Below are 14,057 nucleotides of genomic sequence, written 5' to 3' on the forward strand. Positions count from 1 at the left end.
AGACATTTTTTTAATATTTTATCTCTTCGCTATACATAAATAGTAAAAAAGTCAAAAAGACGACAACAAAATAAAAAGAAAAAATCTTCTACTTTATTTTATCATTTTATTAAAAAAAAGTACAGCACAAAACTTTTAAAAGCAAAAAAGAGACCCGTAAAAAGTCTCTTTTTTTATATTAATTCAATTTTTTTATTTTTTTGATTTGAGAGAAAGAATTTTTTTAGAAATTGTATCAAATAATAAAACAATAAAAGGACACAATAACAAAATTAAATAATGATGGAATTTTATTGATGTAGTTTCAAAAATACTACTCAAATTCAAATTATTAGTTATCAAAACAAAAAATAAAAGTTCAATGAAAATACCACAATATAAAATCTTATTAGGTTTTTTTAAAGTTTGCCAAAAATAAAGTTTATTGGAACGACAAGCAAAAGCATTACCCACTTGAGAAAAAATAACTGAACCAAAAGCCATTGTAGAAGCTAATAAGAAATTATCTTTAGCAATAAAACGATAGAAAAGGACAAACAAGAATAAAGAAATAATTCCTTCTATTAGCCCCAAAAAGCCGTAACTACGTTTAAGAATTTTTTTATCCATTAAATGGTCATTTTTGCTTCGTGGTTTTTGAGTCAATAAACTATTATCACTCACTTCAGCGCCTAAAGCAATCGCAGGGATTAAATCTGTCAAAAGATCAATTGCCAAAATTTGTAAAACATATAAATAAGGTTTGTTAACACCTAAAAAAGCAATTGCGATGAAAGGAAAAATTTGAGGTATATTAGAAGCGAAAACATAAGTCATGAATTTTTTAATGTTTTCGTAAATACAACGACCTTCTAAAACCGCCTTTGAAATAGTTGCGAAATTATCGTCTAATAAAATCATATCTGCTGCATTACGGGCAACATCTGTACCAGATTTACCCATTGCAATTCCAATGTGGGCTGCTTTTAAAGCCAAAATATCATTAACGCCATCACCAGTAACGCCAATCACTTCGCCATTATTACGGTAAGCTTGAACGATTTTTAATTTGTGTTTAGGTGTTGTGCGAGAAAAAACTACAGGTTTTTCTTGTTTTAAAACATCTTGCAATTGTGTTAAAGACATTTTATCAAGATCAAATCCATTTAAGTTAATAAATTCATCTTTAATAATGCCTACTTGTTTACCGATAGCAGTCGCTGTTAGGCCATAATCACCAGTAATAATAGTAATTTTAAGACCGGCTTTAATTAAATTTTTAACTGCTTCTTTTACTTCTTCTCTGGGTGGGTCATAGTTGATAGCAAAACCTAAGAAAACCATGTCTTCTTCTAAAGGTTCATTTTGCTCGATTTTTTTATAAGCTAATGCTAAAACACGAAAGCCTTTATTGGCGAATTCATCGTTTTTTGCTAAAAAAGAATCTTTTTCTGAAGAACTAAAAGGGGTTACTTTTTGGTTTTTATATTGCATAGAACATTGAGACAAAACAATATTAGGAGCTCCTTTGATGAATAAATATTTGGAGTTTGTATCATATGATTTTTCATGGTTATTTTTGACTAAAACACTCATTTTTTTACGTTCTGAAGTAAAAGGATTAAGTTTGAGGGTCTCTAAATTATTTCTAATTTCTTCTAAATTATAACCATATTTTTTGGCAGCAATTAACAAAGCCCCTTCGGTAGGATTACCAAGTAATTCATATTGATGAGGATTTTTTGTTTTTGGTGTTAATTTGGCCTCGGAACATAAAACAGAAGCGATTAAAAATTTTTCAACTCCTTTTTTCATCTTATTGTTTTCAGGAATAACAAATTTATCTTTGTCGTTATAACCTGATCCTTCAAGTTTTACTGATCCATCTGGGGTTAAAATCTCTCTAACCGTTAATTGATTTTGAGTTAGAGTACCAGTTTTATCAGTACAAATAACCGTAGTAGAACTTAATGTTTCTAAAGAAGAAATTTTTTTCACTAAAGCGTTTTGTTTCGCCATTCTTTGAGAACCAGAAGCCAAGCTCAAACTTACTGTTGGTAATAATCCTTCAGGGATGTTTGCAACAAGCATTCCTACAGCAAATAAAAAAGCAGTTGCAAATTTAGTTTTTTCTGGTGTTTCGAATCCTTTAGCATAACAAATAACAAAAACAAGTACAGCAGCGATAATAGCAATAAGACTTACTTTTTTAACGATGCGATGCATTTCTTGGTCTAAAATGCTTTTTCCTTTGTTAATTTGTTGCGATAGAGCAGAAACTTCACCAATTTGAGTATCGTTACCAATAGCATAAACAACTGCCAAGCAACTTCCTTGTGTTATTGTGGTACCAGCATAAACTAAATTAGGTATTTCTGAAACAACACGATTATCTTGAGTGTTAGGAGCTTCAGTGCGATTTAAAGGAATGGTTTCTCCTGATAACATTGAGTTGTCAACAAAAAGACTATTGGCCTGAATAATGCGTGCATCAACTGGAACTTGGCTTCCTGTTTCCAAAAAGATAACATCGCCAATAGTTAATTCGGTGGTATCAACCATCTGGATTTTTTGGTTTCTATAAACTTGTACTTTTTTAGGAATCATAGCCCCTAAAGAAGACAAGACTTTATCGGCTTTATATTCTTGAGAGAAAGAAAATAAACCGTTAATTACAATTACCAAAACGATAGATATTCCTATAGGTTTGTCGCCGAAATTAAAAGCTAAAAAGGCTGCAAGCCATAATAAACAAGCCATAACAGATATAAATTGTTTAATTAATTGCTTCCAAAAACGAAAAGAAGCGCTTTGTTTAATAATGTTTTTACCATGAATTTTTTGTCTCTCTGAAACTTCTTTACTTGTAAGCCCTTCAAAACTAGTATTTAAATGCTTAAGGACTTCATCTTTGTTAAGATGACTAATTTGTAAAAATTGTTCCTTTTTATTCATATAACGCTCCCTTTAATTTGATTTGAATATTTAACTAATTTTATAATTTTTTGAAGCCAAAGAAAGACGATGGATTTAAAGCTTAAAACTTATTATTTAATTGTTTAATTTTATTAAGCCTGATAACATTATAACAAAACAAAAAATAAAATCAAGCAATAAAAATTAAAAAGTTGTTTTTTTAATTTATCTTTAATTATAACCCACATTTAAAAACTTTTTTTATTAAAGGGTTTTATATTCAAAAACATAATTTCTTTTCAAAAAAAAAGGCCCCTAACAAGAAGCCTTGATTATTTTTTTTTGTGAAAAACAATTTTAAGTGGAGTGCCTTCTAAAGAAAGTTTTTGACGAAATTGGTTTTTTAAAAACCTTTCATAAGAAAAATGAATATATTTAGGATCGTTCACGAAACAAAGAAATTCTGGTGATTTAGACTTAATTTGAAAAATATATCGAAATTTAGCTATTCCTTGATTAAAACAAGTAGGAGGAGTTATAATAGTTGCTTCTTGCAAAATATCATTCAAAAGATGAGTGCTAAAATTACTTTGATAATTTTGAAAAACTTTTTTTAAAATAGGGAAAAGGGATTGAAGGCGGTTTTTTTTGAAAGCTGATAAAAAAATAATAGGAGCGTCTGGCAAAAACTTAAATTCTTGGCGAATTTGATCTTCAAATTTTTTCATAGTATTCGTTTCTTTTGAAATTAAATCCCATTTATTAACGATAATAATATATGACTTATGATGTTCTAAAATGAGGCCTGCAATGTTTTTATCTTGTTCTAAAATGCCTGCTTGAGCATCGATTACTAAACAAGCAATATCGCAATTAGCCAAAGTTTGTAAAGCTCTTAAAACACTATATTTATCTTCTTGTTCGTATATTTTGCCTCTTTTTTTAATTCCTGCAGTATCAATAATTTGGTATTTTTGTCCCTCATTGATAAAAAAAGTGTCAATAGCATCAGTAGTAGTGCCTGCGATGTCAGAAACTACCATCCTTTGAGAAAACAATAAAGAATTTGTAAGAGTTGATTTACCAACATTAGGGCGGCCAATGATGCAAAATTTAATAACGTTGTCGGTTTCATTTTCGGTCGCTTGTAAAGATGGTTTAGAAAAATCTAAATGAAAAATAATTTTGTCCAAAATGTCTCCAACTCCAACTCCATGCAAAGCACTGACAGGCAAAGGGGCATCAAAACCTAAAGCATAAAATTCATAAATATTAGATAATAAATCATGATTATCAATTTTATTAACAACTAAGAGAACCTTTTTTTTAGTTTGATATAAAATTTTGGCCAAATAATGATCACTTTGAGTTAAACCGGTTTTACCATCGACCACAAAAATAATAACATCAGCTTCATCAATAGCTAATTGAGCTTGTTGTTTAATTTGCTCTAAAAAAGGAATTGCTTGGAATTCAATCCCTCCAGTGTCAATTACATCAAAAGTTCTGGTTAACCAATTAGCTTGAGCATAAATACGATCGCGAGTTATTCCTTCTTTGTGGTGCGTGATTGCTTGTCTTTTACCGATAAGACGATTAAAAAGACTTGATTTACCAACGTTGGGTCGCCCCACAATAGCTATTTTAGGCATGGAGAGGTTTTTTTGTTAATTAAGTCTTGTATTTGCATAACCACTTCATCGATTGATAATTTCGTGGTGTCTAACAATAAAGCTTCAGAAGACCTTTGCAAGGGCGATAATTTACGATGATAATCTTGATAATCACGTTTTTTTAATTGCTCAATGATGTCATGTATTTCCATTTGGGTACCTTTTTTTTTCAATTCTTCTTGCTTTCTTAAAGCTCTTTGGGTGATATTGGCTGTTAAAAAAATTTTTAAATCTGCATCAGGAATGACAACTGTTCCTATATCTCTACCGTCCATAATTAAATAAGGTATTTTCTTGCAAATTCCTTTTTGTAAAGTTAATAATTTTTTTCTTACTGCAGGCAAAGAAGCAATCACAGAAACATCTTTTTCTACAATATAATTTTTAATTTTTAAAGAAACATCTTCTTGATTCAAAAAAATTTTATTATCTAAATAAACAATCTCAACTTTTGTTAAAGCTTTATTAAGAAACTGCTCATTTTGTATTTGAATTTTATTTTCTAACAAATACAAAGTTAAAGCACGGAACATTGCACCAGTATCAATATGTTCCCAGCCTAATTTTTGTGACAGTTTTTGACAAACGGTACTTTTACCCGCTCCAGCAGGCCCATCAATTGCTAATTTAAAACCTTGCATACAAAATATTGACTCCTTAAAAAAATCATTTTAGTTTTTATTAGTTAAAATTTTTAATTTTTTGATTTCGTGAATTTTTAAAAGACGATAAGCACCTGTTTTTAATCCTTCAATAGTTAAAAAAGCATAACTATAACGTCTTAATTTTAAAACTTGATATCCTAAAGCTTCCATCATTTTTCTTATTTGACGGTTTTTTCCTTCAGTGATTACTATTTTAAGCCAAGTAGATGGTTTGGGTAAATAACGTTGTTTTAAAATATTAATTTCTTTGGGAATTGATAAATAATTGTGATCAATAATAACACCTTTAAGCAACAAAGAAAGGTCTTTTTTAGTTAAAAAAACGTTTATTTTAACATGATATTCTTTAGGAATACCAAAACAAGGATGAGTTAATTTTTGAGTCATCTCGCCATCGTTAGTAATTAAAATTAAACCTGTGGTATTAAAATCTAATCTTCCAACAGAATATAATCTTTGGTTTTGAGACTCTTTGATTAAATCTAATACGGTGGGCCTTTTTTTATCATCTTTAGTAGTTGAAAGGTATCCTTGAGGTTTGTTAAGTAAATAATAAAATAAAGTAGTTTTTTTAATTAAAACATCATCTAAAGTAACAACATCAGAAGCTTTAACCTTAGTGCCTAATTGAGAAACAACTTGATTATTTACTTTTACTCTTTTTTGTAAAATTAAAATTTCTACTTTCCTTCTAGAAACTAAATTAGCTGATGCTATAAATTTTTGTAATCTTTCCATAAACAATATTTCAAACTTTCATTAGTCATCTTAGTCATTTTAAAACTAAAAATATTCATTATTTAAAAAAATACCGCGGATAATATTTATTTTTTTCCAAAACATCATAATAAGCAATCAAATTATGGTTACTATCTTGCACAATAAAAGGTTTTTCAGTTGTTGTTTGCCTTTGATCTAAATAAACACCATTTTGAACTAATTTAATTAAATAGTCATTTAAAATAATTTTATCGCAAGATTCAAATAAAGAAGAATCCAAAATAAAATCATCCCTAGTTAAATCATCCACTGTTTTGGCATTTTGCAATAAATAAGGTCCAATAGCCACACGTTTCAAAGAAAGTAGTGCACCATAAGTATTCATTTTTGAAGCTATATCTTGCGCCAAACTGCGAATATAAGTTCCTTTAGAAACTGTTGTTAAAAAATCAATTTGATCATTTTTTAATAAAGATTGGGTTTCTAAATGATGAATCATAACTTTTTTAGGTGGAAGGTCAATGATTTTATTTTTGCGAGCTAAATGATACATTTTTTGGCCATTGACTTTGATCGCTGAAAACATAGGAGGTGTTTGGAAATAACTTTTTTGATGAAAAGAGGCAAAAGTTTTTTGGATTAATTGTTGGTTTAAAATATTTACTTTAGTATCCAATAACTTACCTGTCACATCTAAAGTATCATATTTGCGATTAAAAATAAAAGTTCCTTGATAAGTTTTGTCAAGGCCATCAAACAAAAAAGATAACTTTGTGGCCTTACCAACACAAACAATTAAAAGTCCTGACGCTAAAGGATCTAGTGTTCCTGTGTGACCCACCTTATCAAGGTGAAATTTTTTTTTAATTTGATAAACTACATCATGAGAAGTGAGTTGGGAAGGTTTGTGAACTAAAAAGAAACCATTCATTTTATTTTTATTGGAACATGATAACATTATTTATGTTTTTGGAGAAAAGATAATAATTCTTCTTTATCTAAGAAACCGTTATTTCTAGCTACTTCTTTCTGGTTTTTATACAAAATAAGAGTTGGAAAGCTTGCAACTTTTTGCTCCAAGGTTACTTCTCGAAATAAATCAATATCAACTTTAGCAAAAAATACTTCTCTTTGAACTCGCGCGACCTCTTCTAAAATAGGTTCTAATTTGCGACATGGAGGGCACCATACAGCAAAAAAATCAACAAGAACCAAACCTTCACGGTTAATAAAATCAGAAAAATTTTGCCCTTGATAACTGATAACTTTTTTTGTTAACATTTTAATAACTCCTTTTTTTATTAAGACTACAATTAATTATAACTTAAAAAAGTTATAATTGGATTAAATAAACTTCTTTTATTTTATTCTTTCTCTGTTTAATGTAAATTAAGATAGAGGTTTTTTGTAAACTTTTTCTTATTCGTTTAATATTAAAGAATCCATAAATCAAAAAAATTAAAGAAGATAAAAACAAGATTGATTTGAAAAAGAAATTCAAGAAATCAAAATATGGCACTTCACTAATTTCAAAATCTTTCATTTTAAGGTTTGCCACTTTTTGGTCAAAAGTGTTTTGCGACAATTGTCTTAATTTACAAGAAAACACTTCCCCAAATTTATCAATTATAACCATCAAACGGCAAAAACCTTCTTGCCAACTACGTTTATTAACATAAGTTATTTTTTGGATTTCATATTGATCAATTTGAGGTGTTCCAAAACTTTGGACAACTTTTTACTTTTTAAAAATTCTTTAAGATTAACTTAATAGTTAGTCTTTTTTTCTTTTCAAGACTAAAAAAATAATTTCATATCTTTTCTAAAAATATTTTTAGGAAGGAATAAAATGCAAAGAGAAAAATTATTTAAAGATTTTTTAAAAAATAAAAAGGATTTAGAAATTCGCGATCAATTGATCGAAATGCATTTACCATTAGTAAAAAAAATAGCCAACCAATTTAAATACTTCCCTAAATCACTCCAAAGAGAGGATTTATACCAAGAAGGAATTTTAGGTTTAATTAAAGCTTTAGATAAATATAAAGATTTAGGTTATGGTTTTTATGGTTTTATTAACTATGCTAAAGAATTAATTAAAGGCGAAATTACAGAACTTATTAGAGGCCTACAAACTACTTCCACTTCCAGAGAGGTTTTTCGGAAAGAAAAACAAACAAGTAATATTCCTTTTGAAAAAATCCAACCCCAATCTATTAATAACAACAATCTAAACCCTCATCAAATTTGGCTAAACCAAGCTAATCATGAATTATTCTTAAAAAAACTTAAAAATATTTTAAATCCCCAAGGATTTAAAATTATTAGATTAAGTTTTGGGATTTCTTTGGGAAACGTTAATGAAGAACCTCAAATTGAATATTCCAACAAAAATATAGGAAAAATGTTAAATTTATCTTCAAGGAAAGTAGAAATTATCAAAAACAAAGCAATTGCTAAATTAAAAAAAAATATATAAAAAAGGAAATAAATAATATGAATTATCAAAAAAATACAACTACTTACTACAATATTGATGGTAAAACAATTTACGCCATTCACGAACATGATCCCGATACATTGAATTTTATTAAAACAACCTGGTTCCATAAAGATGGCAAAACAATTGACTTTATTACCGATTATGACCCCATAACAGAGGAACCAATCAAAGAAACCCATTACAACTCCGACGGAACAATTAAAGAAGAAAAAACTTTTTAATTAATATATAAACTAAAACCCTTTTTTTTTGAAGGGGTATTTTTTATACCCAAATCACAAAAAAAAGGAGTTTGAAAGATGATTGAAGCCGAACGCGCATTATTGGGAGCGCTATTATTAAATCCAGAAAAAATGGATGCTGTTATAAATTTAGTCAACACAAACAATTTTTCCAACCCCAAGCATCGTTGTATCTTTGAGACAATGAAGCAATTAAAACTGCAAAATCGCGAAATTGATTATGTTACGGTGGGTTCTGTTTTAGATAACAATTTATACAAAATAGGAGGAATTGATTATTTAATTGAATTAGTGGAGGCGGCCCCTGCAAGTGAATATTTAGAAACATATATTGATTTAATCAAAGAAAATTCCCTTAAAAGAGATTTGTTAGGATTAATTAAGCAATTACCTACTGAATTATCTAAATCAAAAAATATCCATAATTATTTGCAAACAGTCAAAAACCAAGTAGAAGTTTTTATGCAAAAAACCAAATCTCCTTTTATTTCTACAAAAACATTAATTCCTTATATTCGCCAAAGTATAGTTAATGATGAAAAAGACAACCAATTTGTAGGAATAAAAACAGGCTTTAAAAATCTAGATGAATTAATTTCTGGTTTCAAACCTAACCAATTAATTATCTTAGGAGCAAGAACTGGGATGGGAAAAACTGCTTTTATGTTAAATTTGGCTTGTAATATTGCAAAAAACTTTACTACCAACCCTGAAAACCAAAAAGCAGTTATTTTTAGTTTAGAAATGGCAGCGGAAGAATTAGCAATTAGGTTGCTTTCTTCTGCTTCTCAAATCCCTTTAAAACAACTCCAACACAAAAACTTAACTAAAAATGAAAAATTACAGTTACTTATTGCTGAGGATGAAATAACGCAATTAAACATTTTAATTGATGATGATAGAAATAACAAAATTGAAGACATTGAAACCAAATGCCGTCAAATGAAATATACTAAAGGACTTGATATTGTTTTTATTGATTACCTCCATTTATTAAAAGACCCCCAAAGTTTTAATACATATCAAGCAATATCTGAGATTTCACGCAAATTAAAAAAACTAGCAAGTGAACTTAATATTCCAATTGTAGCTTTGAGTCAATTTAACCGTGCAACCTATGTAAGAGAAGTCAAAAGGCCACAATTAACAGATTTAAGAGATTCGGGAACAATCGAACAAGACGCTGATGTTGTGATGTTATTACACCGCGAAAGTTATTATCAAACACCTGATAACAACCCACATACGAATTTAATTATTGCCAAAAACCGTAGCGGTCCCAAAGGCGAATGTAGTTTTAATTTTTATCAACAAATCCAAAGATTTGAAGCAAAAGAATAAGAATAAAAAAGGAAATAAAAATATGAAACAAATATCTAATTTAGATTTTAATAATATTAACGTTTTTAATCATAAATCTTTGTGCGTTAACATCACCAAACAAATAGTTCAACCAATTTTTTTCAACAAAGCTTTTAATCAGTATATGTTTGATTGTCATAATATACTCAATGAATATTTAACCAACAACCAACACAACTCTCAAAGCCAAAAATCAATTCGCGGAAAAATTAACGAATACTTAATTTTGCTTTATCTAAATCACAAAGGAATTAAATATTTATACCCTCAATCATATTTATTTTTCATCCCCGATATTAAATTTGATTTAGTGTTGTTTACCCAAACAAAACGCATCATTGCTTTCAATTTCAAAACTTGCCTTCGTGAACGTTACAAACAATCAATAGTAGAAGGTGAACAAATCAAAAAACTAGACACTCGTTTTGGCTTCTATTTATTAACAAATGATGAATCCGAAACTCAAAGATTAAATAATAAAATTAAAAATGGTAAGGTACAATCAATTAACAAAGTAATCAATTTATTTTCTAATTCAGCTAATCTATTCTTACAAAACTTACTAACCAACCAATTCATTCCTTTTTCACCTATTAATTTAATTAAAAAGATGGTTCGCTCTAATGACAAATAAATTAATTAGTTTTGAAGGTGTTGACGGAAGCGGCAAAACTACTTTAATTAACGAATTAAAAGATTCTTTTGAAAATAAAGGCTATCAAATTAAATTTTTTCAAGGTTTAGGCAGTTCCATCGTTGGAAAAGAAATCAGAAATTTATTTTTACATCAATCCAAAATAAGCCCTAAAACTAAATATTTACTTAGCCTTGCCAACATGTTACAAACCCAAGATGAATTAATAATCCCTGCTTTATTGGGTGGTTATCTTGTTCTAGTTGACCGTTGGTATGATTCTACTTTTGCTTATCAAAGCAAAGGTAATTACATAGATTATGATAACAAAATTACTTCAAAAATCATCAATCATTTCTTAATTAAACCTAAATTAACTTTTTACCTAGATATTGACCCTAAAATTGGGCTAAAACGAAAACAAACTCAATCAAATCATAAATTAGACCTCATTGAACAAAAACCCTTAAATTATTTTGAAAATGTCCGCAAACATTATTTAAACCAACATAAATACTGTAATGATGCAAATTGCAACCACAAAAATTGTAATCATTTTATGATTAACGCAACCAACTCGCAAAAAGAAAATTTAGCCCAAATAATGAAAATTTTAATTAGTAAAAAAATATTTTAATTAAAGGAAATAAATAATATGAATTATCAAAAAACTTTTTATTATGACGATGGCAAAACAAAGAAATTTGTTGTTGAATACACCCCAGATGGTAAAAAAACCAAATGGAACGAATACTACTCAGATGGGGAAACAATATATTACATCACTGAATATCACCCTGAAACAGAAGAAGTAATTAAACAAACAAATTATAATTCTGATGGTAAATTAACCACAGAAATTTTTTATGATGGCGATGGTGAAACAATTGATTACATCAGAAAATACAACCCCCAAACAGGTAAATTAATTAAATTTACTAAATACCGAGAAGATGGTGAAACAATTGACTATATTACAGAATTTAAGTACCATCCCAAAACAAACAAATTAATTAAAACAACTGGTTTTTCCTTCGATCGCAAAAGAATAGCTTTTATATACAAACACCATCCTAATGGTAAATTGTTTAAAAGAACTTACTACAACTCCGATGGAACAATCAATAAAAAATAATTCAAATAAATAAAGGAGAATGAAAATGATTTTAACTCCCAAACACATTTTAATATTGTTAAGTATAACATATTTAGGATTTATCATAACAAATCTAATGACCCTATTTTTTGATTTTAATTTAGGAATCAAAGCAAATACAGCTATTAGTCTTGTTTCTGATGTTGTCTTTTTAATTTATATTTGGGTAAAGGAGTTTAATAATGAAAATACCATGGATAGGCAGTAAAAAGAAAATGTTACCTAAATTATTAAAATATATTCCAACAAATTATAACAATTATTATGAACCTTTTTTAGGCAGTGGGGCTTTATTCCAATCTCTTACCCCCTCAACTGTCACTTTGAACGATAATGATATCAATTTAATACAACTTTGGAAAGATATGTTGGCACAACCAGAATCGTTTTGTGATTATGTGCGTAAATTTGAAGACAAAATATATGAAAATAAAGATCAAAAGACGCAAAAAGAATCATTTAAACATTTGGTAGAAAAATTTAATAAAAGTAATTTGGGTACTTATAAAAGTGCCCTTTTTTACGTTTTATTGAAATATGCTTTTAGGGGCATTTTCGGATATCGATCCGATGGAACTATTTATTTAGGATACGGGTTTTCATCTCGTTTCAAAAACCCTATAATTGTTTTATCAGAAATCCAAAGAATAAAAACCAATGTTAAGAATATAAAATTGTTAAATGGCGATTTTGAAAGTGTCATTAACCAAACCCAAAGCAACGATTTTATATTTGTTGATCCTCCGTATTGGCGTGAAGGGATTAAAGATAAAGATTTTTATCAAAAACCTTTCACATTTGAAGATCACAAAAGACTTTATAAAAGTTTAGAAATGGCAAATTATCGCAAGGCAAAGTGGTTGTATACAAATTATAATTCGTCAAAAATAACTGAATTGTTTAAAAAATTTCACATTCAACCCATTCAAACCACTACAAAACACAATTTAACTTCAAAAGGGTGGACTGATGAAATAATTAGGACACTTTTTGTTTTTTAAAAATTCTTTAAGACTGACTTATTTAAGTCGGTCTTTTTTTGTATCCAAAACTAAAAAATAATAATTTTTTCTATCTTTTCTAAAAAAACGTTTTTTTAGAAAGGAGAACAATGCCGACAGATGAAAATAGAAAAAAAGAATTATTTCAAGAATTTTTAAAAAATAAAAAGAATTTAGAAATAAGAAACCAATTAATTGAGTTACATTATCCAATAGTTCATAAATTGGTTAATAAATTCAAACATTACCCTTCATTGCTTCAAAAACAAGATTTGTTTCAAGAAGGAATTTTGGGATTAATTAAGGCTCTTGATAATTACCAAGATGAAGGTTATGATTTTCTTGCCTACGCCAAACCTGCCATAAAATTTGAAATCCAAGAACTTATTCGCAAGAGTTACTCGTCTTCAGTTCCTAGGACAATCCACCGCAAGAAAAACAAACCAGATGATATTGATTTCGAAGAATGGGAAGAAGCCACACAACCCAAGTGGGATGAAATCCTTACGCCTCATCAACTATGGCTAAAACAAGCACATCACGATATTTTTGTGCAAATATTAACTAAAAAATTTAACGGATCAACAATTTGACATTATTAGTTGGAGTCTTGGGCTTTCCCCAAAAGACGTTGAAGACAACGATAAAATTATTCGCTCCAACAAAGAAATTGCAGAAGAATTAGAAAACAAATACAACAAAAAATTTTCTTTAAGGCAAGTGGAAAAAATTAAACAAAAAGCTATTGTCAAATTAGAAAAAATATTCAGAAAGAGAGAACCCAAACAATGTTAAACAGAACACAAATAATCGGCCGTCTAACAAGCGACCCAAAAAAAGAATTTTTAAACAGCAAAGGAGAACGAATTGCTAAAGTTGATTTCGACTTGGCTGTAAACATAAAAGACAAAGTGCAATACGTACCCTGCGTCGCTTTTCGCACACAAGCCGACAACTTAGCCCAATATACACGCAAAGGTTCTAGAATATATGCTGAAGGACCAATCGACGTCCAAAAGTACACCAACAACAACAAAGAAACAAAAACATACGTAAGGGTTGTTATTAAACACATCGTCTTTTTAGACCCCAAAAACTAAAATTAAGAAAACGATACAACATCGTCTTCCACAAGACCCATGATAGTGGGTCTTTTTTTCTTTATCAAACAAACCAAACACACAACACGCTCGGAAAACCACAAAA

The 14,057-nt window shown here is 28.7% G+C and carries 14 protein-coding genes and 2 pseudogenes; 10 read left to right on the forward strand and 6 right to left on the reverse strand.

The window, feature by feature from the left end:
- Window positions 1-192 precede the first annotated feature (192 nt).
- From SLY_RS04250 to SLY_RS04275, 6 genes are all read right to left on the reverse strand, one after another.
- Window positions 193-2,934 (reverse strand): cation-translocating P-type ATPase, encoded by a 2,742-nt coding sequence (locus SLY_RS04250; protein WP_015638314.1) that lies wholly within the window; start codon window positions 2,932-2,934, stop codon window positions 193-195.
- 293 nt (window positions 2,935-3,227) lie between these two features.
- Window positions 3,228-4,547 (reverse strand): ribosome biogenesis GTPase Der, encoded by a 1,320-nt coding sequence (gene der / locus SLY_RS04255; RefSeq protein ID WP_015638315.1) that lies wholly within the window; start codon window positions 4,545-4,547, stop codon window positions 3,228-3,230.
- Entirely contained in the window at window positions 4,535-5,209 is a 675-nt protein-coding gene (gene cmk / locus SLY_RS04260) for a (d)CMP kinase (RefSeq protein ID WP_012359225.1), read from the reverse strand. The genes der and cmk overlap by 13 nt, the downstream gene beginning before the upstream one ends.
- A gap of 30 nt (window positions 5,210-5,239) precedes the next feature.
- Complete coding sequence (locus tag SLY_RS04265) at window positions 5,240-5,971, reverse strand: pseudouridine synthase (protein ID WP_012359226.1); 732 nt, start codon at window positions 5,969-5,971, stop codon at window positions 5,240-5,242.
- Window positions 5,972-6,029: 58 nt separating this feature from the next.
- Window positions 6,030-6,884: a tRNA pseudouridine(55) synthase TruB gene (gene truB, locus SLY_RS04270; protein WP_041784584.1), complete on the reverse strand. Its 855-nt coding sequence runs from the start codon at window positions 6,882-6,884 to the stop codon at window positions 6,030-6,032.
- 26 nt (window positions 6,885-6,910) lie between these two features.
- Window positions 6,911-7,234, reverse strand: coding sequence for a thioredoxin family protein (locus SLY_RS04275; RefSeq protein WP_012359228.1), 324 nt, complete (start codon window positions 7,232-7,234; stop codon window positions 6,911-6,913).
- A 568-nt stretch (window positions 7,235-7,802) separates the two neighbouring features.
- Between SLY_RS04275 and SLY_RS04285 the strand changes: the two are divergent.
- The 10 genes and pseudogenes from SLY_RS04285 to SLY_RS04330 all read left to right on the forward strand — a co-directional run bounded on the left by SLY_RS04285 (window position 7,803) and on the right by SLY_RS04330 (window position 13,951).
- Window positions 7,803-8,448: pseudogene (locus SLY_RS04285) on the forward strand (sigma-70 family RNA polymerase sigma factor).
- Between the two features lies 1 nt (window position 8,449).
- Window positions 8,450-8,677, forward strand: coding sequence for a DUF2963 domain-containing protein (locus SLY_RS04290; RefSeq protein WP_015638319.1), 228 nt, complete (start codon window positions 8,450-8,452; stop codon window positions 8,675-8,677).
- A 78-nt stretch (window positions 8,678-8,755) separates the two neighbouring features.
- Window positions 8,756-10,039 carry a replicative DNA helicase gene (gene dnaB / locus SLY_RS04295; RefSeq protein ID WP_015638320.1) on the forward strand — a complete coding sequence of 428 codons (1,284 nt, stop codon included), beginning with the start codon at window positions 8,756-8,758 and terminating at the stop codon, window positions 10,037-10,039.
- 22 nt (window positions 10,040-10,061) lie between these two features.
- Complete coding sequence (locus SLY_RS04300) at window positions 10,062-10,694, forward strand: hypothetical protein (RefSeq protein ID WP_041784412.1); 633 nt, start codon at window positions 10,062-10,064, stop codon at window positions 10,692-10,694.
- Window positions 10,684-11,331 carry a dTMP kinase gene (gene tmk / locus SLY_RS04305; protein ID WP_015638322.1) on the forward strand — a complete coding sequence of 216 codons (648 nt, stop codon included), beginning with the start codon at window positions 10,684-10,686 and terminating at the stop codon, window positions 11,329-11,331. Before SLY_RS04300 ends, tmk begins: the two co-directional genes overlap by 11 nt.
- 18 nt (window positions 11,332-11,349) lie before the next feature.
- On the forward strand, window positions 11,350-11,829 hold the full coding sequence (locus SLY_RS04310; RefSeq protein WP_015638323.1) for a DUF2963 domain-containing protein: 480 nt from the start codon (window positions 11,350-11,352) through the stop codon (window positions 11,827-11,829).
- Between the two features lie 19 nt (window positions 11,830-11,848).
- A complete protein-coding gene (locus SLY_RS04315; RefSeq protein ID WP_235043249.1) occupies window positions 11,849-12,058 on the forward strand; it encodes a hypothetical protein in 210 nt (69 codons plus the stop codon).
- Window positions 12,033-12,851: a DNA adenine methylase gene (locus SLY_RS04320; protein WP_015638324.1), complete on the forward strand. Its 819-nt coding sequence runs from the start codon at window positions 12,033-12,035 to the stop codon at window positions 12,849-12,851. The genes SLY_RS04315 and SLY_RS04320 overlap by 26 nt, the downstream gene beginning before the upstream one ends.
- Before the next feature lie 110 nt (window positions 12,852-12,961).
- Window positions 12,962-13,646 (forward strand): annotated as a pseudogene (locus SLY_RS04325) (sigma-70 family RNA polymerase sigma factor).
- Window positions 13,640-13,951: a single-stranded DNA-binding protein gene (locus SLY_RS04330; protein WP_015638326.1), complete on the forward strand. Its 312-nt coding sequence runs from the start codon at window positions 13,640-13,642 to the stop codon at window positions 13,949-13,951. The pseudogene SLY_RS04325 and the gene SLY_RS04330 overlap by 7 nt, the downstream one beginning before the upstream one ends.
- The last annotated feature ends 106 nt before the right edge of the window (window positions 13,952-14,057 follow it).

The organism is Strawberry lethal yellows phytoplasma (CPA) str. NZSb11 (assembly GCF_000397185.1).
Lineage (GTDB): Bacteria > Bacillota_I > Bacilli_A > Acholeplasmatales > Acholeplasmataceae > Phytoplasma > Phytoplasma australiense.

Coding starts and splice junctions, on each gene's coding strand:
- SLY_RS04315 (WP_235043249.1), top strand. CDS start 11,849: ATGAAAATGATTTTAACTCCCAAACACATTTTAATATTGTTAAGTATA.
- der (WP_015638315.1), bottom strand. CDS start 4,547: ATGCCTAAAATAGCTATTGTGGGGCGACCCAACGTTGGTAAATCAAGT.
- dnaB (WP_015638320.1), top strand. CDS start 8,756: ATGATTGAAGCCGAACGCGCATTATTGGGAGCGCTATTATTAAATCCA.
- SLY_RS04250 (WP_015638314.1), bottom strand. CDS start 2,934: ATGAATAAAAAGGAACAATTTTTACAAATTAGTCATCTTAACAAAGAT.
- cmk (WP_012359225.1), bottom strand. CDS start 5,209: ATGCAAGGTTTTAAATTAGCAATTGATGGGCCTGCTGGAGCGGGTAAA.
- SLY_RS04320 (WP_015638324.1), top strand. CDS start 12,033: ATGAAAATACCATGGATAGGCAGTAAAAAGAAAATGTTACCTAAATTA.
- SLY_RS04310 (WP_015638323.1), top strand. CDS start 11,350: ATGAATTATCAAAAAACTTTTTATTATGACGATGGCAAAACAAAGAAA.
- SLY_RS04330 (WP_015638326.1), top strand. CDS start 13,640: ATGTTAAACAGAACACAAATAATCGGCCGTCTAACAAGCGACCCAAAA.
- SLY_RS04300 (WP_041784412.1), top strand. CDS start 10,062: ATGAAACAAATATCTAATTTAGATTTTAATAATATTAACGTTTTTAAT.
- tmk (WP_015638322.1), top strand. CDS start 10,684: ATGACAAATAAATTAATTAGTTTTGAAGGTGTTGACGGAAGCGGCAAA.
- SLY_RS04275 (WP_012359228.1), bottom strand. CDS start 7,234: ATGTTAACAAAAAAAGTTATCAGTTATCAAGGGCAAAATTTTTCTGAT.
- SLY_RS04265 (WP_012359226.1), bottom strand. CDS start 5,971: ATGGAAAGATTACAAAAATTTATAGCATCAGCTAATTTAGTTTCTAGA.
- truB (WP_041784584.1), bottom strand. CDS start 6,884: ATGAATGGTTTCTTTTTAGTTCACAAACCTTCCCAACTCACTTCTCAT.
- SLY_RS04290 (WP_015638319.1), top strand. CDS start 8,450: ATGAATTATCAAAAAAATACAACTACTTACTACAATATTGATGGTAAA.